At 53.3% G+C, this 20,221-nt stretch carries 23 protein-coding genes; 5 read left to right on the top strand and 18 right to left on the bottom strand.

Translation table 11 applies throughout. From position 1 onward, the window contains the following. The first annotated feature begins 14 nt into the window (after positions 1 to 14). Entirely contained in the window at positions 15 to 455 is a 441-nt protein-coding gene (locus tag ACJHXA_RS07335) for a DUF2756 family protein (protein WP_000825996.1), read from the top strand. Here the strand turns inward: ACJHXA_RS07335 and ugpQ are convergent. The 10 genes from ugpQ to livK form a co-directional block, all read right to left on the bottom strand. Next, positions 442 to 1,185, bottom strand: coding sequence for a glycerophosphodiester phosphodiesterase (ugpQ, locus tag ACJHXA_RS07340; protein WP_000073609.1), 744 nt, complete (start codon positions 1,183 to 1,185; stop codon positions 442 to 444). The two genes, ACJHXA_RS07335 and ugpQ, sit on opposite strands and share 14 nt — an antisense overlap. Further along, entirely contained in the window at positions 1,182 to 2,252 is a 1,071-nt protein-coding gene (ugpC, locus tag ACJHXA_RS07345; protein WP_000907790.1) for a sn-glycerol 3-phosphate ABC transporter ATP binding protein UgpC, read from the bottom strand. The genes ugpQ and ugpC overlap by 4 nt, the downstream gene beginning before the upstream one ends. A gap of 1 nt (position 2,253) precedes the next feature. Continuing rightward, on the bottom strand, positions 2,254 to 3,099 hold the full coding sequence (gene ugpE, locus ACJHXA_RS07350) for a sn-glycerol-3-phosphate ABC transporter permease UgpE (RefSeq protein ID WP_000572179.1): 846 nt from the start codon (positions 3,097 to 3,099) through the stop codon (positions 2,254 to 2,256). Continuing rightward, complete coding sequence (gene ugpA, locus ACJHXA_RS07355) at positions 3,096 to 3,983, bottom strand: sn-glycerol-3-phosphate ABC transporter permease UgpA (protein ID WP_000099275.1); 888 nt, start codon at positions 3,981 to 3,983, stop codon at positions 3,096 to 3,098. Before ugpA ends, ugpE begins: the two co-directional genes overlap by 4 nt. Positions 3,984 to 4,080: 97 nt before the next feature. Further along, positions 4,081 to 5,397 (bottom strand): sn-glycerol-3-phosphate ABC transporter substrate-binding protein UgpB, encoded by a 1,317-nt coding sequence (gene ugpB / locus ACJHXA_RS07360; protein ID WP_000803193.1) that lies wholly within the window; start codon positions 5,395 to 5,397, stop codon positions 4,081 to 4,083. A gap of 395 nt (positions 5,398 to 5,792) precedes the next feature. Continuing rightward, positions 5,793 to 6,506 (bottom strand): high-affinity branched-chain amino acid ABC transporter ATP-binding protein LivF, encoded by a 714-nt coding sequence (gene livF, locus ACJHXA_RS07365; RefSeq protein WP_000416895.1) that lies wholly within the window; start codon positions 6,504 to 6,506, stop codon positions 5,793 to 5,795. Position 6,507: 1 nt separating this feature from the next. After that, on the bottom strand, positions 6,508 to 7,275 hold the full coding sequence (gene livG / locus ACJHXA_RS07370) for a high-affinity branched-chain amino acid ABC transporter ATP-binding protein LivG (RefSeq protein ID WP_000082101.1): 768 nt from the start codon (positions 7,273 to 7,275) through the stop codon (positions 6,508 to 6,510). Continuing rightward, the gene (gene livM, locus ACJHXA_RS07375) at positions 7,272 to 8,549 is read right to left on the bottom strand and encodes a branched chain amino acid ABC transporter permease LivM (RefSeq protein WP_000803771.1); all 1,278 of its coding nucleotides are present in this window, start codon (positions 8,547 to 8,549) and stop codon (positions 7,272 to 7,274) included. The genes livG and livM overlap by 4 nt, the downstream gene beginning before the upstream one ends. After that, complete coding sequence (gene livH, locus ACJHXA_RS07380) at positions 8,546 to 9,472, bottom strand: high-affinity branched-chain amino acid ABC transporter permease LivH (RefSeq protein WP_001295111.1); 927 nt, start codon at positions 9,470 to 9,472, stop codon at positions 8,546 to 8,548. The genes livM and livH overlap by 4 nt, the downstream gene beginning before the upstream one ends. Before the next feature lie 47 nt (positions 9,473 to 9,519). Further along, positions 9,520 to 10,629, bottom strand: a complete 1,110-nt coding sequence (gene livK, locus ACJHXA_RS07385; protein ID WP_000827696.1) for a high-affinity branched-chain amino acid ABC transporter substrate-binding protein LivK — start codon at positions 10,627 to 10,629, stop codon at positions 9,520 to 9,522. Positions 10,630 to 11,052: 423 nt separating this feature from the next. On the opposite strand from livK, the gene panM reads away from it, so the two are divergent. Further along, positions 11,053 to 11,436 (top strand): aspartate 1-decarboxylase autocleavage activator PanM, encoded by a 384-nt coding sequence (gene panM / locus ACJHXA_RS07390; RefSeq protein WP_119180785.1) that lies wholly within the window; start codon positions 11,053 to 11,055, stop codon positions 11,434 to 11,436. Here the strand turns inward: panM and ataT are convergent. The 7 genes from ataT to ftsY form a co-directional block, all read right to left on the bottom strand. Beyond that, positions 11,433 to 11,960, bottom strand: a complete 528-nt coding sequence (gene ataT, locus ACJHXA_RS07395; RefSeq protein WP_000342449.1) for a type II toxin-antitoxin system toxin acetyltransferase AtaT — start codon at positions 11,958 to 11,960, stop codon at positions 11,433 to 11,435. The two genes, panM and ataT, sit on opposite strands and share 4 nt — an antisense overlap. Positions 11,961 to 11,966: 6 nt before the next feature. Beyond that, positions 11,967 to 12,233 carry a type II toxin-antitoxin system antitoxin AtaR gene (gene ataR, locus ACJHXA_RS07400; protein ID WP_001277108.1) on the bottom strand — a complete coding sequence of 89 codons (267 nt, stop codon included), beginning with the start codon at positions 12,231 to 12,233 and terminating at the stop codon, positions 11,967 to 11,969. Between the two features lie 149 nt (positions 12,234 to 12,382). After that, the gene (gene livJ / locus ACJHXA_RS07405) at positions 12,383 to 13,486 is read right to left on the bottom strand and encodes a branched chain amino acid ABC transporter substrate-binding protein LivJ (RefSeq protein WP_001021996.1); all 1,104 of its coding nucleotides are present in this window, start codon (positions 13,484 to 13,486) and stop codon (positions 12,383 to 12,385) included. Between the two features lie 270 nt (positions 13,487 to 13,756). Then, complete coding sequence (rpoH, locus tag ACJHXA_RS07410) at positions 13,757 to 14,611, bottom strand: RNA polymerase sigma factor RpoH (RefSeq protein ID WP_000130217.1); 855 nt, start codon at positions 14,609 to 14,611, stop codon at positions 13,757 to 13,759. 244 nt (positions 14,612 to 14,855) lie between these two features. Continuing rightward, on the bottom strand, positions 14,856 to 15,914 hold the full coding sequence (gene ftsX / locus ACJHXA_RS07415; RefSeq protein WP_001042003.1) for a permease-like cell division protein FtsX: 1,059 nt from the start codon (positions 15,912 to 15,914) through the stop codon (positions 14,856 to 14,858). Further along, complete coding sequence (gene ftsE / locus ACJHXA_RS07420; RefSeq protein WP_000617723.1) at positions 15,907 to 16,575, bottom strand: cell division ATP-binding protein FtsE; 669 nt, start codon at positions 16,573 to 16,575, stop codon at positions 15,907 to 15,909. Before ftsE ends, ftsX begins: the two co-directional genes overlap by 8 nt. Before the next feature lie 2 nt (positions 16,576 to 16,577). Beyond that, positions 16,578 to 18,074, bottom strand: a complete 1,497-nt coding sequence (ftsY, locus tag ACJHXA_RS07425) for a signal recognition particle-docking protein FtsY (protein WP_001040689.1) — start codon at positions 18,072 to 18,074, stop codon at positions 16,578 to 16,580. Between the two features lie 149 nt (positions 18,075 to 18,223). On the opposite strand from ftsY, the gene rsmD reads away from it, so the two are divergent. After that, a complete protein-coding gene (gene rsmD / locus ACJHXA_RS07430; protein ID WP_000743193.1) occupies positions 18,224 to 18,820 on the top strand; it encodes a 16S rRNA (guanine(966)-N(2))-methyltransferase in 597 nt (198 codons plus the stop codon). Beyond that, a complete protein-coding gene (locus ACJHXA_RS07435) occupies positions 18,810 to 19,079 on the top strand; it encodes a DUF1145 family protein (RefSeq protein WP_001295207.1) in 270 nt (89 codons plus the stop codon). Before rsmD ends, ACJHXA_RS07435 begins: the two co-directional genes overlap by 11 nt. Before the next feature lie 2 nt (positions 19,080 to 19,081). On the opposite strand, the gene ACJHXA_RS07440 is transcribed toward ACJHXA_RS07435, so the two are convergent. After that, positions 19,082 to 19,441 carry a DUF2500 domain-containing protein gene (locus tag ACJHXA_RS07440; RefSeq protein ID WP_000042873.1) on the bottom strand — a complete coding sequence of 120 codons (360 nt, stop codon included), beginning with the start codon at positions 19,439 to 19,441 and terminating at the stop codon, positions 19,082 to 19,084. A 140-nt stretch (positions 19,442 to 19,581) separates the two neighbouring features. On the opposite strand from ACJHXA_RS07440, the gene ACJHXA_RS07445 reads away from it, so the two are divergent. Next, positions 19,582 to 20,208 (top strand): lysoplasmalogenase, encoded by a 627-nt coding sequence (locus ACJHXA_RS07445; RefSeq protein ID WP_000964718.1) that lies wholly within the window; start codon positions 19,582 to 19,584, stop codon positions 20,206 to 20,208. Positions 20,209 to 20,221 lie beyond the last annotated feature (13 nt).

A 20,221-nucleotide genomic window follows, 5' to 3' on the forward strand; every position in this document is an offset into this window, starting at 1 on the left:
GAGGAGGATACGCGATGAAACGACTTCTGATTCTTACGGCACTCCTGCCGTTTGTCGGCTTTGCACAGCCCATTAATACTCTGAACAACCCTAACCAGCCGGGGTATCAGATACCCAGCCAGCAGCGGATGCAAACCCAGATGCAGACTCAGCAAATCCAGCAAAAAGGGATGCTGAATCAGCAACTGAAAACGCAAACTCAGTTGCAACAGCAGCATTTAGAAAACCAGATAAACAATAATTCTCAGCGGGTGTTGCAGTCACAGCCGGGGGAGCGAAATCCCGCCCGGCAGCAAATGCTGCCCAACACCAACGGCGGGATGTTAAACAGCAACCGTAATCCGGATAGTTCGTTGAATCAGCAGCATATGCTGCCGGAGAGGAGAAACGGCGACATGCTGAATCAGCCCAGCACGCCGCAGCCTGACATTCCGTTGAAAACTATTGGGCCGTAAAGTTCGGACCAATCACGTCAATCGCATCGGTACAGATGCAATCCACGCCCCAGCGCAGCAACTCTGCCGCGCGCTGGGGTTTATTGACGGTATAAACCAGAATCCGCAGTCCGGCGTCTTTCAACTGCATCACTCGCACTTTATCGAGTAACTTATGATTGAGATGAATAGAGACGCAGCCCAGCCGCGCGGTCAGTTCGCGCCAGTCGTCGCGCCACTCATCAAGCAATAAACCACGCGGCAGTTCCGGTGCCGCCAGCTGTGCAGCTTCTAAAGCATCAATCTCAAACGATGACAGCAGCGGCGGCGTCATACCGGCCCACAGTTGGCGTGCCGCCAGCGCCACCATTTTGCCCGTTAATGGTCCAGTGCCAGTGGTGGGTTTGATTTCGATATTCGCCATCATCCCGTGTTCGCGACAGCGTTCCGCCACCTGCGAAAGCAACGGCAGCGACTCACCTTTAAACGCTTTGCTGTACCAACTGCCCGCATCCACGCGCAGTAAATCCTGCCAGTTCAGTTCACCCGCGACGCCCCAGCCGTTGCTGGTGCGTTCGAGATTGTCGTCATGGAGCAGGAAGATCTCGCCATCTTTCGATAACTTCGCGTCAAATTCGATCATCTTATGACCGTATTTTGCCCCGACGTCGATTGCCGCCAGGGTGTTTTCCGGGGCCAGCTTACCGCCGCCACGATGAGCGACGATGCGGGGATAAGGCCAGTTACTCATACTCGTTGTCCTGTTTCACCATCAAAAAGATGCAGCTGATTTTCCGCCAGATGCAGCCACAGCGTGCTGCCTGCCGTCGGGCGCTCCTGATGCGCCAGTCGCACCACCAGCTTCTGCTCGCCCCAGCGTCCGTGCGCCAGGTTATCTGCGCCGAGGATCTCCAGCGTGTCCATCACCAGCGGTACGCCGCCTTCTGCCTGCGAGCTTAGCGCAATATGTTCCGGGCGAATGCCGAGAGTCATTTTACGCCCGGCATACTGACGGTAGCCACCGTTTAGCGGCAGCTCAATACCGCCGTCCAGTTCGAAATGCGTGCCTTCGTTATTCACGCGGCCTGTCAGCAGGTTCATCGCCGGACTGCCGATAAAACTCGCTACAAACAGGCTGGCGGGCTTTTCGTAGACTTCAACTGGTGTGCCAATCTGTTCGGCAACGCCGCCGTTCATCACCATTACTCGCTGGGCGAGCGTCATCGCTTCAACCTGATCGTGAGTAACGTAGAGTGAAGTCGTTTTCAGGCGACGGTGCAGCTGTTGCAGCTCAAGGCGCATCTGCACGCGCAGCTTGGCATCGAGGTTAGAGAGCGGCTCATCAAACAGGAACACCGCCGGATCGCGCACAATCGCGCGACCCATCGCCACACGCTGACGCTGACCGCCGGATAGCTCGCGCGGGCGGCGCTTAAGCAGGCCATCCAGCTCCAGAATGCGCGCCGCTTCTTTAACGCGCTCGGCTATTTGCTGCTTGCCCATGCCGCGAATTTTCAGCCCCCACGCCATGTTTTCTTCGACGCTCATATGCGGATAAAGCGCGTAGTTCTGGAACACCATCGCAATCCCGCGATCTTTCGGCTCCATTTCGGTCACGCGCTGGTCGTTGATCCAGATATCGCCTTCGGTCACCCGCTCCAGCCCGGCAACCATGCGCAGCAGCGTCGATTTCCCGCAGCCAGACGGCCCGACCATCACGATAAATTCGCCATCTGCCACATCAAGGGTCAGCGGTTTAATGACCTGGGTTTTGCCATCCCAGCTTTTGGTTACTGCCTGTAATTTCAGTCCTGCCATCTTATTTCTCACTATCGACCAGGCCGCGCACGAAGGCACGCTGCATCACTAAAACAATCACTACTGGTGGGATCAGGGTTAACAACATCGCCGCCATCACTGAGTTCCATTCCGTGGTGCCTTCGCCAGTGGCGATCATCCCTTTGATCCCTGCCACGGTGGTGCCGAGATCAACGTCGGTAATAATCAACAACGGCCACAAATACTGATTCCAGCCGTAGATAAAGGTGATCACAAACAGCGCCGCCAGATTAGTTTTGGAGAGCGGAAAAACGATGTCGCAAAAGAAGCGCATTGGCGATGCGCCGTCGATCCGCGCGGCTTCCACCAGCTCATCCGGCAGCGTCATAAAGAACTGGCGGAACAGGAAAGTAGCGGTCGCCGAGGCCATCAGCGGCAGCGTTAAACCGGCGTAGCTGTCGAGCATCTTCAGGTTGGCGATGACTTCCACCGTCGGGAAGATACGTACTTCAACCGGCAGCATCAGGGTGATAAAAATCATCCAGAAGAAGAGGTTACGTAGCGGAAAACGAAACCAGACAATGGCAAATGCCGAGAGCATCGAGACGGTAATTTTGCCGAGCGTAATGCTGAACGCCATCACAAAGCTGTTAAGCAACATCCGCCAGAACGGCGCGCTATTCGTACCTACCCCGTTAACCCAGATGTTGTGGATATTTTCCAGCAGATATGTGCCGGGGATGAGCGTCATCGGCGCGGCATAGACGGCCTGTTTATCCAGCGTCGCCGCGACAAACGCCACGTACAGCGGGAAGAGGATCACCGCGATCCCGAGGATCAGCATGGTATGGCTGAATATCGTCAGCCACGGACGGTTCTCAATCATTGGTAACGCACCTTGCTTTCAACATAGCGGAACTGCACCACCGTCAGCACGATGACGAGGAACATCAACACCACCGACTGTGCGGCAGACGAAGCCAGATCCAGTCCGGTAAAACCTTCGCGGTAGATCTTATAAATCAGCGTCGTGGTGGCCTGAACCGGCCCGCCGGACGTGGCGGCGTCGATCACCGGGAAGGTGTCGAAGAAGGCATACACCAGGTTCACTACCAGCAGGAAGAAACTCACCGGAGCGATAAGCGGCAGCGCAATCTTAAAGAAGCGGCGAATTGGGCCTGCACCGTCGATGGCTGCAGCTTCAATCAATGAACGGGGAATGGAGTGCAGCGCGGCATAGAAGAACAGAAAGTTGTAGCTGATTTGCTTCCACACCGAGGCAAACACCACCAGAAACATTGCCTGACCGCTGTTCTGCGCATGGTTCCAGTCATAACCGAACTCAGCGAGAAAATGGGTGATCAGCCCACGACCGGGGTTAAACAGGAAGATCCACAATACGGCGGCAACGGCGGGAGCCACGGCATACGGCAGCAGCATCAAGGTTTGATAGAAACGGCTGCCGCGCACGATGTACTCCACCAACGCCGCGAAGAACAGCGACACCAGCAAACCGCTGACGGTGACAAAGGTGCTGAATTTTATCGTCGTCCAGAAGGAGTCGAGATAGTAGCTGTCATGAAACAGCGCGACGAAGTTATCCAGGCCGACAAACTGGCTGGAGAAACCAAACGGATCGACGCTTTGTAGCGAGTACCACAACGCTTCGCCCGCAGGCCAGATAAAAAAGATAACGGTGATGATGAGCTGCGGCGCGACCAGCAGATAAGGCAGCCAGCGCGAGCGGAACACCGGACGGGATGATGACATTACGGTTAATTCCTGAACTGTGCCGGATGCGCTTCGCTTATCCGGCCTACACGCGATGCCAGGTCAGATAAGCGAAACGCATCCGACATTACACTGATTAAGACTTCGTCGATTTCTCAAAGCGGCGCAGCAACTGATTTCCACGCTCAACGGCGGTATCCAGTGCCTGCTGTGGTGTCTTCTTACCGGTCCACACGCTCTCCAGCTCTTCATCCACAATCACGCGGATCTGCGGCATGTTGCCCAGACGCAGCCCTTTGGTGAACGGCAACGGCGGCTTATTCAGCATCTGACGCGTCGCGGTATCCGCCCCTGGGTTTTTCTCGTAAAAGCCCTGCTCACGGGTCAGGTCATACGCTGCTTTGGTGATTGGCAGATAACCGGTTTTCTGATGCCACTCGGCAGCGTTTTCTGGCTTCGCGAGGAAGTCGAGGAACTTCGCCACGCCGGTATACGTTTCTTTATTTTTGCCCTGCATCACCCACAGGCTGGCCCCGCCGATAATGGCGTTTTGCGGTGCATCTTTCGCATCGGCGTCGTAAGGCATCATGCCTACGCCATAGTTAAATTTGGCGTACTCACGAATATTAGCGAGAGAACCGGAAGAGGCGGTGGTCATCGCGCAATCACCGTTATAGAACTTCTCGGTGGATTCATCCTTACGACCGACGTAGCTGAAGTCGCCCTTCTTGTTCATCTCCTCGAGCATGGCGATGTGTTTCACCTGCTCCGGCTTGTTGAACTCCAGCACCGCGTCCGTGCCGTCAAAGCCGTTGTTTTTGCTGGCAAACGGCAGACCGTTCCAGGCGCTAAAGTTTTCCAGTTGGATCCAGCCCTGCCAGCCGCTGGCGTAGCCGCACTTCATACCGGAGGCTTTCAGTTTCGCGGCATAGTCCGCCAGATCCTGCCAGGTTTTCGGCGGTTGTTCCGGGTCTAATCCTGCTTTCTTGAAGGCGTCTTTGTTGTAATAGAGAACGGGGGTCGAGCTGTTGAATGGCTGGGAGAGTAAGTGGCCCGTTTTGCTGTCGGAGTAGTAACCGGAAACCGTCGGCACAAACTGCGACTCATCGAATTGAATCCCCGCCTCTTTAAACACGTCATATACCGGTTTAATGGCTTTCGATGCCATCATGGTGGCGGTGCCAACTTCATAAACCTGCAAAATAGCCGGAGCGTTGCCGGTACGAAATGCGGCAATCCCCGCGCTTAAATTCTGTTCGTAGTTGCCTTTATAGGTCGGTACAATTTTGTAATCCGGATTTTCGGCGTTAAAACGTTGGGCCAGAGAATCCACCTCTTTACCCAGTTCCCCTTCCATAGAATGCCAGAACGGAATGGTCGTCACTGCCTGTGCATTCCCCATTAACGCCAGTCCGAGCGCCAGTGCTGAAGCTGTATAATGTAACGGTTTCATCGTTTATCTCTCTTGTTGTACCGAATGCGCGAATTCACGCGTTTTATGCTCGCGGGGTAACATGACATGCTCGAATTACAGAAAAATAACTTTTTTGTTACATTTGTAAGATAGTAAGGTGTCAGAAAGATGACAAGGCGGTGACGGCGTGGGTGAGGGAAAATGGGAGATGGGGCACGGATAAGCGGAAAATAGAAGGTCTGAATCAAACTCTACAGATTACTCATCGTTTCATGCCGGATGCGGCGTAAACGCCTTATCCGGCCTACAAGATCGTGCAAATTCAATATATTGCAACTCACCCAGTAGGCCTGATAAGCGCAGCGCATCAGGCAATTTTACATTTGTCACCTGTCTCAAAGGAGTCTTTTGACGCCTTATCAATCAACGTGTTATTACCCGCCTAAATACGCACTTCTCACTGCTTCGTTCGCCAGCAGCGCGTCGCCGGTATCGGAGAGCACCACATGGCCGTTTTCCAGCACGTAGCCGCGATCCGCCAGCTTTAGCGCCTGGTTGGCGTTCTGCTCGACGAGGAAGATAGTCATCCCCTGCTCGCGCAGCTGCTCGATGGTGTCGAAAATTTGCTGGATGATAATCGGCGCAAGACCGAGCGATGGCTCATCAAGTAGCAGCAAACGCGGGTTGCTCATCAGCGCGCGACCAATCGCCAGCATTTGTTGCTCACCGCCGGACATGGTGCCTGCCCGCTGAACACGGCGCTCATGCAGACGTGGAAACAGTTCATACACCCACTTTATGCGCTCCTGGAACTGGTCGCGTTCGGCAAAAAAGCCGCCCATCGCCAGGTTCTCTTCCACCGTCATCCGCGAGAAGACGCGACGCCCTTCCGGGACAATCGCTACCGCTTCGCGCATGATTTTCGCCGTCTGCCAGTCGGTAATGTCTTTATCATCAAACACAATTCGCCCGCTGGTAGCGCGCGGATCGCCGCATAACGTGCCGAGCAAGGTGGTTTTCCCCGCCCCGTTCGCGCCAATGAGGGTGACAATCTCGCCCTGATTGATATGCAGGCTCACCTCATGCAGCGCCTGGATTTTGCCGTAGTGGGCGCTGACTTTGTCAAAGGACAACATGACTTTTTCCATCTTATGCCTCACCTAAATAGGCACGGATCACGTCCGGGTTATTACGGATTTGCTCCGGCGTACCGTTTGCCAGTGGCGTCCCCTGATTGACCACATAAATTCGGTCTGAAATCCCCATCACCAGCTTCATATCGTGTTCAATCAACAAGATAGTGGTGTTGTGATGATTGCGCAGTTCGGCAATCAGCTCATCCAGCTCTTTGGTTTCTTTTGGGTTAAGACCTGCCGCCGGTTCGTCGAGCATTAAAATCTCCGGCTGCGTCACCATGCAGCGGGCAATCTCCAGACGGCGTTGGTCACCATAGGCCAGGTTACTCGCCTGACGGTTGGCGTGTTCCAGCAAACCAATGCGCTCAAGCCAGGTGGCGGCGCGGTCGAGCGCTTCGCTCTGGGCGCGACGGAAAGAAGGCGTTTTCAACAGGCCAGAGAACAGCCCGGTTTTCAGTTGCTGATGCTGCGCCACCAGCAGGTTTTCAATTACCGTCATTTCACGGAACAGACGCACATGCTGGAAGGTGCGCACCACGCCCATGCGGGCAATTTGCTGCCCCGGTAAACCTTCAAGATGCTGATCGCGCAGTAAAATGGTGCCGCCGGTGGGTTTGTAGAAACCGGTCAGGCAGTTAAAAACCGTGGTTTTTCCGGCACCGTTAGGGCCGATTAACGAGACGATCTCCTGCGGGTACAGTTCAAGATTGACGTTGTTCACCGCCAGCAGGCCGCCGAAGCGCATCATCAGGCCGTTCACAGATAATAATGGCTGACTCATGCCTGCTCTCCTTTCGCTGCGCCGTTTTTCAGCTTCAGTTGCGGGCGCGTCATGGGCAGCAAGCCCTGCGGACGCCAGATCATCATCAGCACCATCAAACCACCGAGCATTAACATGCTGTATTCGTTGAAATCACGCATCAACTCGCGCGACACCACCAGCAAAATTGCCGCCAGAATCACCGCAAACTGCGATCCCATACCGCCGAGCACCACTATCGCCAGTACAAACGCCGATTCAGCAAAGGTGAAGGATTCCGGGCTGACAAAGCCCTGGCGCGCAGCAAACAGCGTTCCGGCAAAACCGGCAAACGCGGCACTGATGGTAAAAGCGGTCAGCTTGATACGACGCGGGCTTAAGCCCAGCGAACGGCAGGCGATCTCATCTTCACGCAACGCTTCCCACGCACGCCCCAGCGGCATCCGCAGCAGGCGGTTAATGACAAACAGGCTTAGCACCACCAGCAGCAACGCCACCAGATACAGGAAGATGACGCGATCGGAGGGATCGTATTTCAGGCCAAAGAAATTACTGAACGTGTCCCAACCGCCTTCACGGGCGGTACGGCTGAACTCAAGGCCGAAGAAAGTCGGTTTCGGGATCTGACTGATTCCGTTCGGGCCGCCGGTAATTTCGGTGTTATTGAGCAGCAATATGCGCACAATTTCGCCGAAGCCGAGGGTAACGATCGCCAGATAATCACCACGCAGACGCAGCACCGGAAAGCCGAGCAGGAAGCCCGCCGCCGCTGCCATTAACCCGGCAATCGGCAGACAGGTCCAGAAGCCCAAGCCGTAATAGTGATTGAGCAGCGCAAAAGTGTAAGCGCCGATGGCGTAAAAACCGCCGTACCCCAGCACCAGCAGGCCGGAAAGCCCTACCACCACGTTCAGCCCGAGGCCGAGGATAATGTAGATCATGGTCAGGGTGGCGATATCCACCGTCCCGCGTGAAACCATAAACGGCCACGCCACCGCAAGCACCAACAGCGCCACGAGGAACAGTTTCTGCTTCACCGTGGAGCCATCAATCGCGGGCAGAATAAACTTCGGCCCGGAAACGCTTTTCAACCCTTTCTGGAAAGCAGGTCGCAAAATCTGGAAGAAAAAGACCACCGCCGTGCCGATAAACACCCACTGCCAACGGACATCCGAAGCCGTGTCGACCACCAGTTTGGTGCCGTCCAGCTCCAGCTGTACGCCCATAAAGACGCCAGCGAGGATAAAGAACATCGCGGCAGAGAGCAGCGCCATTGCAATATGCATCGGTTTCATACTTTCTCTACCTCCGGGCGCCCCAGAATACCGGTCGGCATCACCAGCAGTACCAGGATCAGCAGGGCAAATGAGACCACATCTTTATATTCCGTACTCAGATAGGCAGAAGAGAGCGCCTCCGCAATCCCCAGGATCAGCCCGCCAATCATCGCCCCCGGAATGCTGCCAATCCCGCCGAGCACCGCCGCGGTAAAGGCTTTCATCCCGGCCATAAAGCCGATGTAGGGGTTAATCACACCGTAGAACTGACCGAGCAGCACACCCGCCACCGCCGCCATCGCCGCGCCAATCACAAAGGTCAGCGCAATCACCCGGTCGGTGTTGATGCCAAGCAGGCTCGCCATTTTCAGATCTTCCGCGCAGGCACGACAGGCGCGCCCCATACGGGAATAGCGAATGAAAATCGTCAGCGCCAGCATGGCGAGGAAGGTAACAATCCAAATCACCGCCTGCATGGTAGTAATAGAGGCAGAGAAGTTTTCGCTATGGCCCACCACCCACTGCCCGTTAAACAGACTGGGCAGCGCCACGTCACGCGAACCTTCGGTCAGGCTAACGTAGTTTTGCAGGAAGATGGACATGCCGATTGCCGAGATGAGCGCAATCAGGCGCTTAGAGTTACGCACCGGGCGATAGGCTACCCGTTCGATACTCCAGCCGTAGGCGCTGGCAATGACGATTGCGCCGACGAATCCCGCCGCCACCAGCAGCCAGCCGGTATCAATGCCCATCATCATCAGCGCGGCGATGATCATAAATGAGACGTAGCTGCCAATCATATAAACCTCGCCGTGGGCGAAGTTGATCATGCCGATAATGCCGTAAACCATGGTGTAGCCGATGGCTATCAGCGCGTAGGTACTGCCCAGCGTGACGCCGTTAAACATCTGCTGCAAGAAATACAAAAACTGCTCAGACATAAGGTAACCTTTCTAAACCCGCCCGCATTTTACGGGCGGTGGGATGATCACTTGGCTGCCGTGGATGAACCGTCGGCGTGCCACTGGAAGACACCAAAATCAAATCCCTTAAGATCGCCTTTTTCATCCCAGTTCAGCGGCCCAATCACGGTGTTTGCACCGTTAGCTTTTAAATCTTTCACCAGCGCCAGCGGCTCATCGCTGCCAGTACGCTCAAGGGCAGTCGCCAGAGATTGCACCGCCGCGTAGGTGATCCAGACATAAGGCCCGGACGGATCTTTCTTGTCTGCTTTCAGCGCATCAACGATGCCCTGGTTTGCCGGATCCTGGTCATAGCGTTTTGGCATAGTGACCAACATGCCTTCGGCAGCATCACCGGCAATATTCGACAATGATGCGTTACCCACACCTTCCGGCCCCATAAACTGAGTTTTCAGGCCAACGGAACGGGCCTGGCGCAGCATCTGCCCCATTTCCGGGTAGTAACCGCCGTAGTAAACGAAGTCGATGTTTTCTTTTTTCAGGCGGGCGATCAGCGCGGAGAAATCTTTCTCCCCGGCGGTAATACCGTCGAAGAAGACGACGTTGGCGTTAGCCGCTTTTAGCCCGTCCTGCACCGAACGCGCCAGCCCTTCGCCATACTGTTGTTTGTCGTGAATGATGGCGATGCGCTGGGGCTTCACCGTCTCAAGAATGTATTTTGCTGCCGTAGGCCCCTGGGAAGAGTCCAGCCCGGCAGTACGCATAATGTGTTGATAACCGCGTTGGGTCAGCTCCGGGTTGGTCGCTCCCGGCGAGATCATCAGAATACCTTCGTCTTCGTAGATATCTGACGCAGGTTGGGTAGAAGAAGAACACAGATGACCAATAACGTATTTAATGCCGTCGTTAACGATTTTGTTGGCGACCGCAACGGCTTGTTTCGGGTCGCAGGCGTCGTCATATTCCACGCCCACCAGCTTATCGCCTTTAATTCCCCCTTTGGCATTAATGTCTTTAATCGCCTGACGCGCGCCGTTAAATTCCATATCGCCCCACTGGGCAATCGGGCCGGACATCGCGCCGACAACGGCAACTTTAATATCGTCAGCCATAGCGGTGTGTGAAATTGCCAGTGCAATCATCCCTGCGATGATAGTTTTCGCATTCCGTTTCATAGTCAAAAATCCCCATTCGTGATGTTGTGTTGCTTTGTTTTTATGTGTTAACAAATCAGACTGTTCTTTTTTTATACTGCACTGTTTTTGCCTGTCTGATTAAGGGTTTAGCGCAGTATTTTGTGATAATAGTGATTAAAATCCCTATTTTTCAGTCGATTAAGAACAGATAATATTCTGAATTTATTGATAGATAAACAGAAAAAAGTGCCTTTGTCAGCATAAAATAACGGCACAAAGGGCGGAATAATTCACTACCATTCAGGGGATTATGCTGGGTATTTTTCATTCTCTAATGTTTTAACTTTGTAATTATTGCTGTTAAAAAATTAATCACCTGCCAAAAGAAATAAAAAAGAGAAAGCCTCCGATTAAATTATTTCGCTACACTGGTTCCACTTTTGTGATTTACACGGGTTACCCATGAAGCTGACCATCATTCGATTAGAAAACTTTAGCGACCAGGACCGGATTGGCCTGCAAAAAATCTGGCCGGAGTATTCCCCTTCCTCTTTACAGGTTGACGATAACCACCGTATCTACGCCGCGCGTTTTAACGAGCGCCTGCTCGCTGCCGTACGGGTAACCTTAAGCGGCACCGAGGGAGCACTGGATTCCCTGCGTGTGCGGGAAGTCACCCGACGTCGCGGTGTGGGGCAATATCTGCTGGAAGAGGTTTTGCGTAACAATCCTGGCGTTTCATGCTGGTGGATGGCGGATGCAGGCGTGGAAGATCGCGGTGTGATGACGGCGTTTATGCAGGCACTGGGATTTACGGCGCAACAGGGCGGCTGGGAGAAGCGTTAATCGCTCTGTGTGAAAAGCAGTTCGATGGATTTGGTTGGGAAAAATAACGCATTTTCGTTTTCTCCGACCAACGGGATAAAGCCCAGCGATTGATAAAACGTATGGGCTTTTTTATTCAGCGCCTCGACAAAAAGACCGTGAATACCTACCGCTAAAGAGGCTGACCAGACGACTTTCATGGCATGAGCAACCAGTGTTGCTCCCCATCCCTGCCCCTGTAATGAACGATCAATTGCCAGACGCCCAAGAGTAACGCTGGGAATATTTTTGTAGGGAATTTTTTTCTGTTTCGATTTCGAGGGCAATGCGGCTCGTTCAAAACAACTGCCGCATAATGTGTAATATCCCAGCACCTGACGTTCTGGAGTGTTGCGACAAAGGATATACGCTCGCAGAATTTTGTTGCGATGTTGACGAACGAGATGTGTCGTCAGAAAGAGATTTAACGCTTCCTCGCCGCAGTCGAATCGCTGTAGATCATAATCTGCATCATCGGTCAGAATCTCTATCGTCAGATCATCCATAAATTATTACATTCCCTGAAGACGTTTTGCCGCACGTTTTAGCTTTTCACCAGGTGACGGTGGATTACTCAGCGCATCCATCACCCGCGTCCAGGATTCCTCATTGAGGATCACCCGCCGATGCTGTTCAATCACTTCCGCAGCCCGCTGCGAAGCGCTGTTCAACATAAATTGGCTGACGGACTGATTAGATATCGCTGCCGCTTCCTCAATCATACTTTTGTCATCGTCAGTTAAACGCAGATCGATACGCTGCTTTTTAACAGCAGACATGTGAACTCTCCTGCTCCGTATAATATGTACGGTATGTCACCGTACATTAAGCATATCCTGGATTGTTTAATCTTTCTACAACCATTTCGACAAACACAAAAAAACCCGATGGCAGTTCAGCGCATCGGGCATTTTCATTTATCTATCTGTTACTTCGCATCGGTTGCCGTGCCGTTGGCGTGCCAGTCAAATACGCCGAACTCAAAGCCTTTCAGATCGCCTTTCTCATCCCACGTCAGCGGCCCCATCACGGTATCAACCGAGTTCGCTTTCAGGTATTTGGCGATTTCAGCCGGATCGTCAGACTGATTCAGGCCCGCCTGCAAAGATTGCAGCGCGGCGTAGGTGGTCCAGACGAACGCGCCACTTGGATCCTGTTTTTTCGCTTTGATGGCGTCAACAATGGGTTTGTTCGCCGGAACCTGATCGTAGTTCTTCGGCTTGGTCACCAGCAGCCCTTCCGCTGATTCGCCCGCAATGTTAGACAGCGAAACGTTAGCCACACCTTCCGGCCCCATAAACTGAGTTTTCAGCCCTGCCGCGCGTGCCTGACGCAGGATTTGCCCCATTTCCGGGTGATAACCGCCGTAGTAAACGAAGTCGATATTCTCTTTTTTCAGACGCGCCACCAGCGTTGAGAAATCTTTTTCCCCGGCGGTGATACCATCAAAGAACACCACGTTAGCATTGCCTTTCTTCAGGCCGTCCTGCACCGCTCGCGCCAGACCTTCGCCGTATTGCTGTTTGTCGTGAACGATAGCAATACGCTGCGGTTTCACTTTCTCAAGAATATATTTCGCCGCCGTCGGCCCCTGGTCGGAGTCCAGGCCGGTGGTGCGCAGGATCAGCTGATAGCCACGGGCGGTCAGCTCCGGCGCGGTTGCCGCTGGGGTGATCATTAAAATGCCTTCGTCTTCGTAGATGTCAGACGCAGGCTGCGTTGATGAAGAACAGAGGTGACCAATCACATATTTAATGCCGTCGTTAACGACTTTGTTCGCCACCGCAACCGCCTGTTTCGGGTCACAGGCATCGTCATATTTTACGATTTGCAGTTTGTTGCCTTTAATGCCGCCTTTAGCGTTGATATCCGCAACCGCCTGCTCTGCGCCGGTAAACTCCTGGTCACCGTACTGCGCAACCGGACCGGACATTGCGCCCACGACCGCGACTTTAATATCTTCTGCCAGAGCCATATTGCTGAATGCCAGCGCGATACATCCTGCCAGTAACGCTTTACCCTTTATGTTCATCCTGAGAATCCCCATTCTTCTGGTTATTACGTGTGTTGTGGTGTTGTGATTCAGCACTTTATTTCGTTTTATGCATGACTACCCGTGCTTTAGCAGCATACTCTGCTAAAACATACCCCATTTTTATGATATTGGAATAGCTATTTTGACAGTTTATTAACAATCTGCGTGGGGATTGACGTTTTGCCGGAGGGGGAATTGATTATTGTAGAGGCCCAAAAAACAAAAACCCCGGATTCTCATCCAGGGTTCTCTGCTTAGTAGTAGAAATTACGCTTCAATGGCAGCGCGAAGTTTTTTCATCGCGTTCTTTTCCAGCTGGCGCACACGCTCGGCGGAAACACCGTAACGGTCAGCCAGTTCCTGCAACGTGGACTTGTTGTCTTCGTCCAGCCAGCGCGCACGGATGATGTCCTGGCTGCGTTCGTCCAGACCCTGCATCGCGTCGGTCAGACGGTTTGCCGCCTGCTCTTCCCAGTTATCATCTTCGATGCCGTCGGCAAAGTTAGATGATTTATCCTGCAGATAGAGCACCGGTGCCATCGGCTGGCTGTCGGAATCGTCGTCGGAAGACAGGTCAAAGGTCATGTCCTGTGCCGCCATACGTGATTCCATCTCACGAACGTCTTTGCTGGTTACGCCCAGTTCACGGGCCACCATTTCGACTTCATCCTGGTTAAACCAGCCCAGACGCTGCTTAGTTTTACGCAGGTTGAAGAACAGTTTGCGCTGCGCTTTGGTAGTCGCAACTTTGACGATACGCCAGTTACGCAGAACGTATTCGTGGATCTCTGCTTTGATCCAGTGGACGGCGAAGGAGACCAGGCGCACACCCACTTCCGGGTTGAAACGGCGCACTGCTTTCATCAGGCCGATGTTACCTTCCTGAATCAAATCCGCCTGTGGCAGGCCATAGCCCGCATAATTACGAGCAATATGAACAACAAACCGCAGGTGAGACAGGATCAGCGTTTTAGCTGCTTCCAGATCGCCATGGTAATGCAGCTTTTCAGCCAGCGCCCGCTCCTCGTCAGCCGACAACATCGGCCACGCGTTAGCTGCCCGGATGTAGGAATCCAGGTTGCCAACTGGGGCTAAAGCTAAACTTTGCATTTTGTCAGTCATTCAAATCCTCTCAATCGATATCTTCTGGCGCTTCAGTGGTAGCAACAACTGTGCCAGAGCTTAAGAGCAACGAGGTTATCATTCACTGTTTTATCAGACCGTGATTTTATCCACAAGTTCAATGCAAGCTTGTGAATAAATTACGCACAAAATGTGACATAGAGATGAAATACCGGGAAGAGACAACGGGGTCTCTTTCCCTGCTACGGAACCCATTGCAGGGAAAGAGTATAACACGCTTTTATTATTCAGGCGTAAAGTGGCGTAAATGTTGTACCGTGGCAAGCCACGCTGCCACCCAGCCAATCATAGAGCAAACCAGCAGCAACAGCAGGCATTCATCGAACGATAAGCCATTGATATCAAACTTCGTTCCGAAAACCTGTGCCACTTCTGCAACCGCCGATGACAAACGCAGTACCAGAATTTCTGACAAAATTAATGACAGCAATGCGCCAGAAAATCCCAGCAATGCGCCTCCGTACAGGAACGGGCGCAGGATGAAACCATCCGTCGCACCAATCAGTTTCTGCACGTTAATGGAGTCACGGCGAGCAAAGATGCTCAGACGCACACTGTTGCCGATGACGAGGAACACTGCTGCCACCATCAACACGCCGATCATCGCGGAAACGCGCCCGACCAGCCCGGTCAACGCCGCCAGACGGGCAAACCAGCTGTCATCCATCCGCACTTCGTCAATGCCGTTAATCTGGGTGATACGATCACGCAGCGTATTCAGTGATTCCGTCCCCTGAAAATCGAGTTTCGGGATCACCACCGCCACTGCCGGAAGCGGGTTTTCTTCCAGCATATCCAGCGCACCACCAAAACCAGACCAGTTACGGAACTCGCCCAGTGCGTCTTCACGAGAAAGATAGTTCACTTTCTCCACGCCCTGCTCGGCCTGTAGCTGTGCTACCACGCCTGCTGCGGCGTCATCGTCCAGCGTTTTTTGCAAGTAAACAGTGATTTGCGGTGACGGATAATATTGCGTCGCCGCCTGGTTAACGTTTTTGTACACCATATAACAGACACTGGGCAGCGTCAGGGAGATGGCGATAACCATCACCGTTAAAAACGTGGCGAACGGTTTGCTTTTCAGATCCTGCAATGCGCCGTGGAAGGCATAGCGCACCTGTTCGTTGAAAACGTTGGTTTTGCGATTTACCGGTTTTGGCGAGGATTTCGCGCGTTTTGGCGCGTTACGACCGCCGTCGCCAGAGCCGCCGACCGATTTACGGAAGCGATCCAGACGCCCGCCAAACTGCCGAATATGATTGATTGCATCGCGCTTATTCATGGCCCACGCCTCCATGCAAGTGACCATCGCTCAGGGTGAGCATGCGATAGGAACGCCGCGAGATCAGGTTGATGTCGTGCGTTGCCATCAATACGGTTACCCCAACGCGGTTAAACTCTTCAAACAGACGTAGAATCCCTTCCGACAACGCGTCGTCCAGGTTACCAGTCGGTTCGTCCGCCAGCAGTACCGCGGGCTTGTTCACCACCGCGCGGGCAATGCCAACACGCTGTTGTTCACCGCCAGAAAGCTGAATAGGGAAGTTCTTCGCTTTGTCCAGTAGCCCGACTTTATCCAGTGCCGCCGACACCCGGCGACGAATATCGTCACCGCTGGCACCGGCGATAATCAGCGGGATTGCCACGTTATCGTAGACAGTACGGTCCATCAGTAGATGGTGATCCTGGAAAATCATGCCAATCTGGCGGCGCAGAAACGGAACTTCACGGTTTTTCAGACGCGTGATGTCATGGCCGCTAAACCAGATTTTCCCGGCGCTGGGCCGCTCAATCCCACAGATCAGCTTCAGGAGGGTACTTTTCCCTGCGCCGGAATGACCGGTCAGAAACGCCATCTCACCCGGCTGCATATGGAACGTAACGCCCTGCAGCGCCTGTCTCCCACCGAGATAAGCCTTGCTGACATGTTCAAAGCGAATCATTGTTAATCCTCTCGGGCAAAAAGTGCCTCTATAAAGTCGTCCGCCTTAAACGGACGCAAATCCTCAATACGTTCGCCGACACCAATGTAGCGGATAGGGATACCAAACTGGTCAGCCACCGAGAAAATTACCCCGCCTTTCGCCGTGCCGTCCAGTTTCGTTAGCGTGATGCCGGTTAAGCCAACAGCTTCATGGAACAGTTTGGCCTGGCTTACCGCGTTCTGCCCGGTGCTGGCATCGATAGTCAGCATAACTTCATGCGGCGCTTCAACGTCGAGTTTCTTCATCACGCGGACGATTTTCTTCAACTCTTCCATCAGGTGCGATTTGTTCTGCAGGCGTCCGGCGGTATCGGCAATCAGGACGTCGATATTACGCGCTTTAGCGGCCTGAATGGCGTCGAAGATAACAGAGGCGGAATCCGCACCGGTATGCTGGGCAATCACCGGAATATTGTTGCGCTGCCCCCAGACCTGAAGCTGTTCAACCGCTGCTGCACGGAAAGTATCGCCCGCCGCCAGCATCACCGATTTACCCTGCTGCTCAAACTGACGCGCCAGCTTACCAATCGTCGTGGTTTTACCCACACCGTTGACGCCTACCATCAGGATCACGAACGGCGTTTTACCTTCAACATTCAGCGGCTCATCGACTTTCGCCAGAATCTCGCCCATCTCTTCTTTCAGCAGGCCATAGAGGGCCTCGGCATCACGAAGCTGCTTGCGGGATGCGCCTTCCGTCAGATTGGTGATGATTTTACGTGTGGTTTCCACGCCCACATCGGCGATCAACAGCTGTTCTTCCAGCTCTTCAAACAGATCATCGTCGATTTTTTTACCGCGGAACAGGCTGATAAATCCGGAACCGAGATTTTCTTTGGTTTTTAACAGGCTGCGTTTCAGGCGCGCGAAGAAACCTTCTTTGGTCGGTTTTTCCTGCTCCTGGGCAATTTCTTCAACCGGCTGCTCTTCTTCTGCCGGAGGAACCACTATCACCGCTTCTTCTGCCGCTTCGGCAGCCAGCGCCTGTGCTTCCAGCTCTTCGTCGGTGATTTCTTCTTTAGCCGCTTCTTCTTCCGCCGCTTCGACAATCTCTACGGTTTCCGCTTCAGCCTGCCACTCTTCTGGCGAAACCTCTTCGGCGTTGACGTCTTCCGGCAACGGCAGCTCTTCACGTTCGATAGCCACTGGCTCCGGCGTTTCTTCTACGACCGGTTCCGGTTGTGCAACGACTTCCGCTTCAGGCTGCGCTTTTTCACTTTCAGCAACCTGTTCAGTGACTTCCACAACGTCGGCAGCAAAAGTTTCCGCCTCGGCCTCAGTATGCGCCTGCGGCTGCTCTTCGACGGCTTGTTCAGAAGCCTTCACAGGCTCTTGCGCCTGAACGATTTCTTCTACAACCGTTTGTTCATTCTGAACTTCTGTCTCTTTTTCCGGGGTCTGCTCTTTTTGACCAAAGCCCAGCCAGGAAAAAAAGCCACGTTTTTTTTCTTTCGCCATTTGCGACTACACTCCTCGCTGTTGCTTCATGGCACAGCGTTAACGCTATGTACATAGCAGCTAAAAAAATGATGAAATAGTCTATCACTTAACTTAATTCACATCACCGCCTGCAAGTATGTGTTATCTGGCGGATTGAGCAATTTATCATGAAAAAACCGAATCATTCCGGCAGCGGCCAAATCCGCATTATTGGCGGGCAGTGGCGAGGCCGTAAACTCCCGGTTCCTGATAGCCCAGGTCTGCGCCCCACCACCGACCGCGTACGCGAAACGTTGTTTAACTGGCTGGCTCCGGTCATTGTTGACGCCCAATGTCTGGATTGCTTCGCCGGGAGCGGCGCGCTGGGGCTGGAAGCGTTGTCGCGCTATGCTGCGGGGGCCACGTTGATTGAGATGGATCGCGCGGTTTCTCAGCAGTTAATTAAGAATCTGGCGACACTAAAAGCAGGCAATGCACGCGTGGTGAACAGCAACGCAATGTCATTCCTGGCGCAAAAAGGCACACCGCATAATATCGTGTTTGTCGATCCACCGTTCCGCCGTGGCTTGTTAGAAGAGACGATAAATTTACTGGAAGATAACGGCTGGCTGGCTGACGAAGCCCTGATTTATGTCGAAAGCGAAGTCGAAAACGGTCTGCCCACTGTTCCGGCAAACTGGTCATTACATCGGGAAAAAGTGGCGGGTCAGGTGGCTTATCGGCTGTATCAACGCGAAGCACAAGGAGAAAGTGATGCTGATTAATATTGGTCGTTTGTTAATGCTCTGTGTTTGGGGATTTTTAATCCTCAACCTGGTGCATCCCTTCCCACGTCCGCTGAATATTTTCGTTAACGTGGCGCTGATTTTTACCGTGCTGATGCATGGTATGCAGCTGGCGCTATTGAAATCCACTTTACCGAAAGATGGCCCGCAGATGACCACCGCCGAAAAGGTACGGATTTTCCTTTTCGGCGTGTTTGAACTGCTGGTCTGGCAGAAGAAATTTAAAGTTAAAAAATAACCTTATTGTTCGCCTACAAAGCTGACAAAGCGCGTTCCTTTATAGCTCAGCGTACCTTTATCGCCCACTGTCAGGGCGTGGTACTGCTGGGCGTCGAGGCGAAACGTCTGCTCCATTCCTCCGCTTTGCGGTTTGAAGCTTGCCTCATAGCGCATACTGGTGCCTGCCGGAGTCACTTCCTGCTGGCGCGAACGGCGATCGTTAATCGGTTTTTCCCGCTTGTTGCTCACCAACACCAGCTTTTGCTGGAGTGGTGCCATATCATTATCAGCTTTTTCCCGTCGTTGTTGCATAAAACGAAACGATGCGGCGACGATGATTAAGCCAATGATAACAATAAAGAAAAGAGGTGGTTTGCTCATCTTTATCCCTCATCGGAAAATGCGGAATTAAGCATACCCTGCCAGTTATGGTGTTGTCATCCGTCCACCCTCGCCACTAAACTGGAAGCAAGACCGTAGGCATTCCGCTTACGAAAAAATAACGAATTCAAGGAACTAAGATGCTTTGGTCGTTTATCGCTGTCTGTCTTTCCGCATGGCTATCTGTGGATGCATCGTATCGTGGGCCAACCTGGCAACGCTGGGTATTTAAACCATTAACCCTTCTTCTCCTGCTGTTACTGGCCTGGCAAGCGCCGATGTTCGACGCCATTAGCTATCTGGTGCTGGCGGGGCTGTGCGCCTCACTGCTGGGCGATGCGCTAACCCTGTTGCCACGTCAACGTCTGATGTACGCCATCGGCGCGTTTTTCCTCTCGCACCTGCTGTACACCATCTATTTCGCCAGTCAGATGACGCTCTCTTTCTTCTGGCCTCTGCCACTGGTGCTGCTGGTTCTGGGCGCGCTGTTACTGGCGATTATCTGGACGCGGCTGGAAGAGTATCGTTGGCCTATCTGCACGTTTATCGGCATGACGCTGGTGATGGTGTGGCTGGCAGGTGAACTGTGGTTCTTCCGTCCGACCGCTCCGGCGCTCTCTGCGTTTGTCGGCGCTTCGTTGCTGTTTATCAGTAACTTTGTCTGGCTGGGTAGTCACTATCGCCGACGCTTCCGTGCGGATAACGCGATTGCTGCGGCCTGCTACTTTGCCGGTCACTTCCTCATCGTCCGCTCGCTGTATCTCTGATAAAACTTGACTC

Source organism: Escherichia sp. WS33 (assembly GCF_046486385.1).
Lineage (GTDB): Bacteria > Pseudomonadota > Gammaproteobacteria > Enterobacterales > Enterobacteriaceae > ECMA0423.

What these genes read in the sequence shown, in the direction of transcription:
- ACJHXA_RS07335 (WP_000825996.1), top strand. Translation starts at nt 15, where the DNA reads ATGAAACGACTTCTGATTCTTACGGCACTCCTGCCGTTTGTCGGCTTT.
- ugpQ (WP_000073609.1), bottom strand. Translation starts at nt 1,185, where the DNA reads ATGAGTAACTGGCCTTATCCCCGCATCGTCGCTCATCGTGGCGGCGGT.
- ugpC (WP_000907790.1), bottom strand. Translation starts at nt 2,252, where the DNA reads ATGGCAGGACTGAAATTACAGGCAGTAACCAAAAGCTGGGATGGCAAA.
- ugpE (WP_000572179.1), bottom strand. Translation starts at nt 3,099, where the DNA reads ATGATTGAGAACCGTCCGTGGCTGACGATATTCAGCCATACCATGCTG.
- ugpA (WP_000099275.1), bottom strand. Translation starts at nt 3,983, where the DNA reads ATGTCATCATCCCGTCCGGTGTTCCGCTCGCGCTGGCTGCCTTATCTG.
- ugpB (WP_000803193.1), bottom strand. Translation starts at nt 5,397, where the DNA reads ATGAAACCGTTACATTATACAGCTTCAGCACTGGCGCTCGGACTGGCG.
- livF (WP_000416895.1), bottom strand. Translation starts at nt 6,506, where the DNA reads ATGGAAAAAGTCATGTTGTCCTTTGACAAAGTCAGCGCCCACTACGGC.
- livG (WP_000082101.1), bottom strand. Translation starts at nt 7,275, where the DNA reads ATGAGTCAGCCATTATTATCTGTGAACGGCCTGATGATGCGCTTCGGC.
- livM (WP_000803771.1), bottom strand. Translation starts at nt 8,549, where the DNA reads ATGAAACCGATGCATATTGCAATGGCGCTGCTCTCTGCCGCGATGTTC.
- livH (WP_001295111.1), bottom strand. Translation starts at nt 9,472, where the DNA reads ATGTCTGAGCAGTTTTTGTATTTCTTGCAGCAGATGTTTAACGGCGTC.
- livK (WP_000827696.1), bottom strand. Translation starts at nt 10,629, where the DNA reads ATGAAACGGAATGCGAAAACTATCATCGCAGGGATGATTGCACTGGCA.
- panM (WP_119180785.1), top strand. Translation starts at nt 11,053, where the DNA reads ATGAAGCTGACCATCATTCGATTAGAAAACTTTAGCGACCAGGACCGG.
- ataT (WP_000342449.1), bottom strand. Translation starts at nt 11,960, where the DNA reads ATGGATGATCTGACGATAGAGATTCTGACCGATGATGCAGATTATGAT.
- ataR (WP_001277108.1), bottom strand. Translation starts at nt 12,233, where the DNA reads ATGTCTGCTGTTAAAAAGCAGCGTATCGATCTGCGTTTAACTGACGAT.
- livJ (WP_001021996.1), bottom strand. Translation starts at nt 13,486, where the DNA reads ATGAACATAAAGGGTAAAGCGTTACTGGCAGGATGTATCGCGCTGGCA.
- rpoH (WP_000130217.1), bottom strand. Translation starts at nt 14,611, where the DNA reads ATGACTGACAAAATGCAAAGTTTAGCTTTAGCCCCAGTTGGCAACCTG.
- ftsX (WP_001042003.1), bottom strand. Translation starts at nt 15,914, where the DNA reads ATGAATAAGCGCGATGCAATCAATCATATTCGGCAGTTTGGCGGGCGT.
- ftsE (WP_000617723.1), bottom strand. Translation starts at nt 16,575, where the DNA reads ATGATTCGCTTTGAACATGTCAGCAAGGCTTATCTCGGTGGGAGACAG.
- ftsY (WP_001040689.1), bottom strand. Translation starts at nt 18,074, where the DNA reads ATGGCGAAAGAAAAAAAACGTGGCTTTTTTTCCTGGCTGGGCTTTGGT.
- rsmD (WP_000743193.1), top strand. Translation starts at nt 18,224, where the DNA reads ATGAAAAAACCGAATCATTCCGGCAGCGGCCAAATCCGCATTATTGGC.
- ACJHXA_RS07435 (WP_001295207.1), top strand. Translation starts at nt 18,810, where the DNA reads ATGCTGATTAATATTGGTCGTTTGTTAATGCTCTGTGTTTGGGGATTT.
- ACJHXA_RS07440 (WP_000042873.1), bottom strand. Translation starts at nt 19,441, where the DNA reads ATGAGCAAACCACCTCTTTTCTTTATTGTTATCATTGGCTTAATCATC.
- ACJHXA_RS07445 (WP_000964718.1), top strand. Translation starts at nt 19,582, where the DNA reads ATGCTTTGGTCGTTTATCGCTGTCTGTCTTTCCGCATGGCTATCTGTG.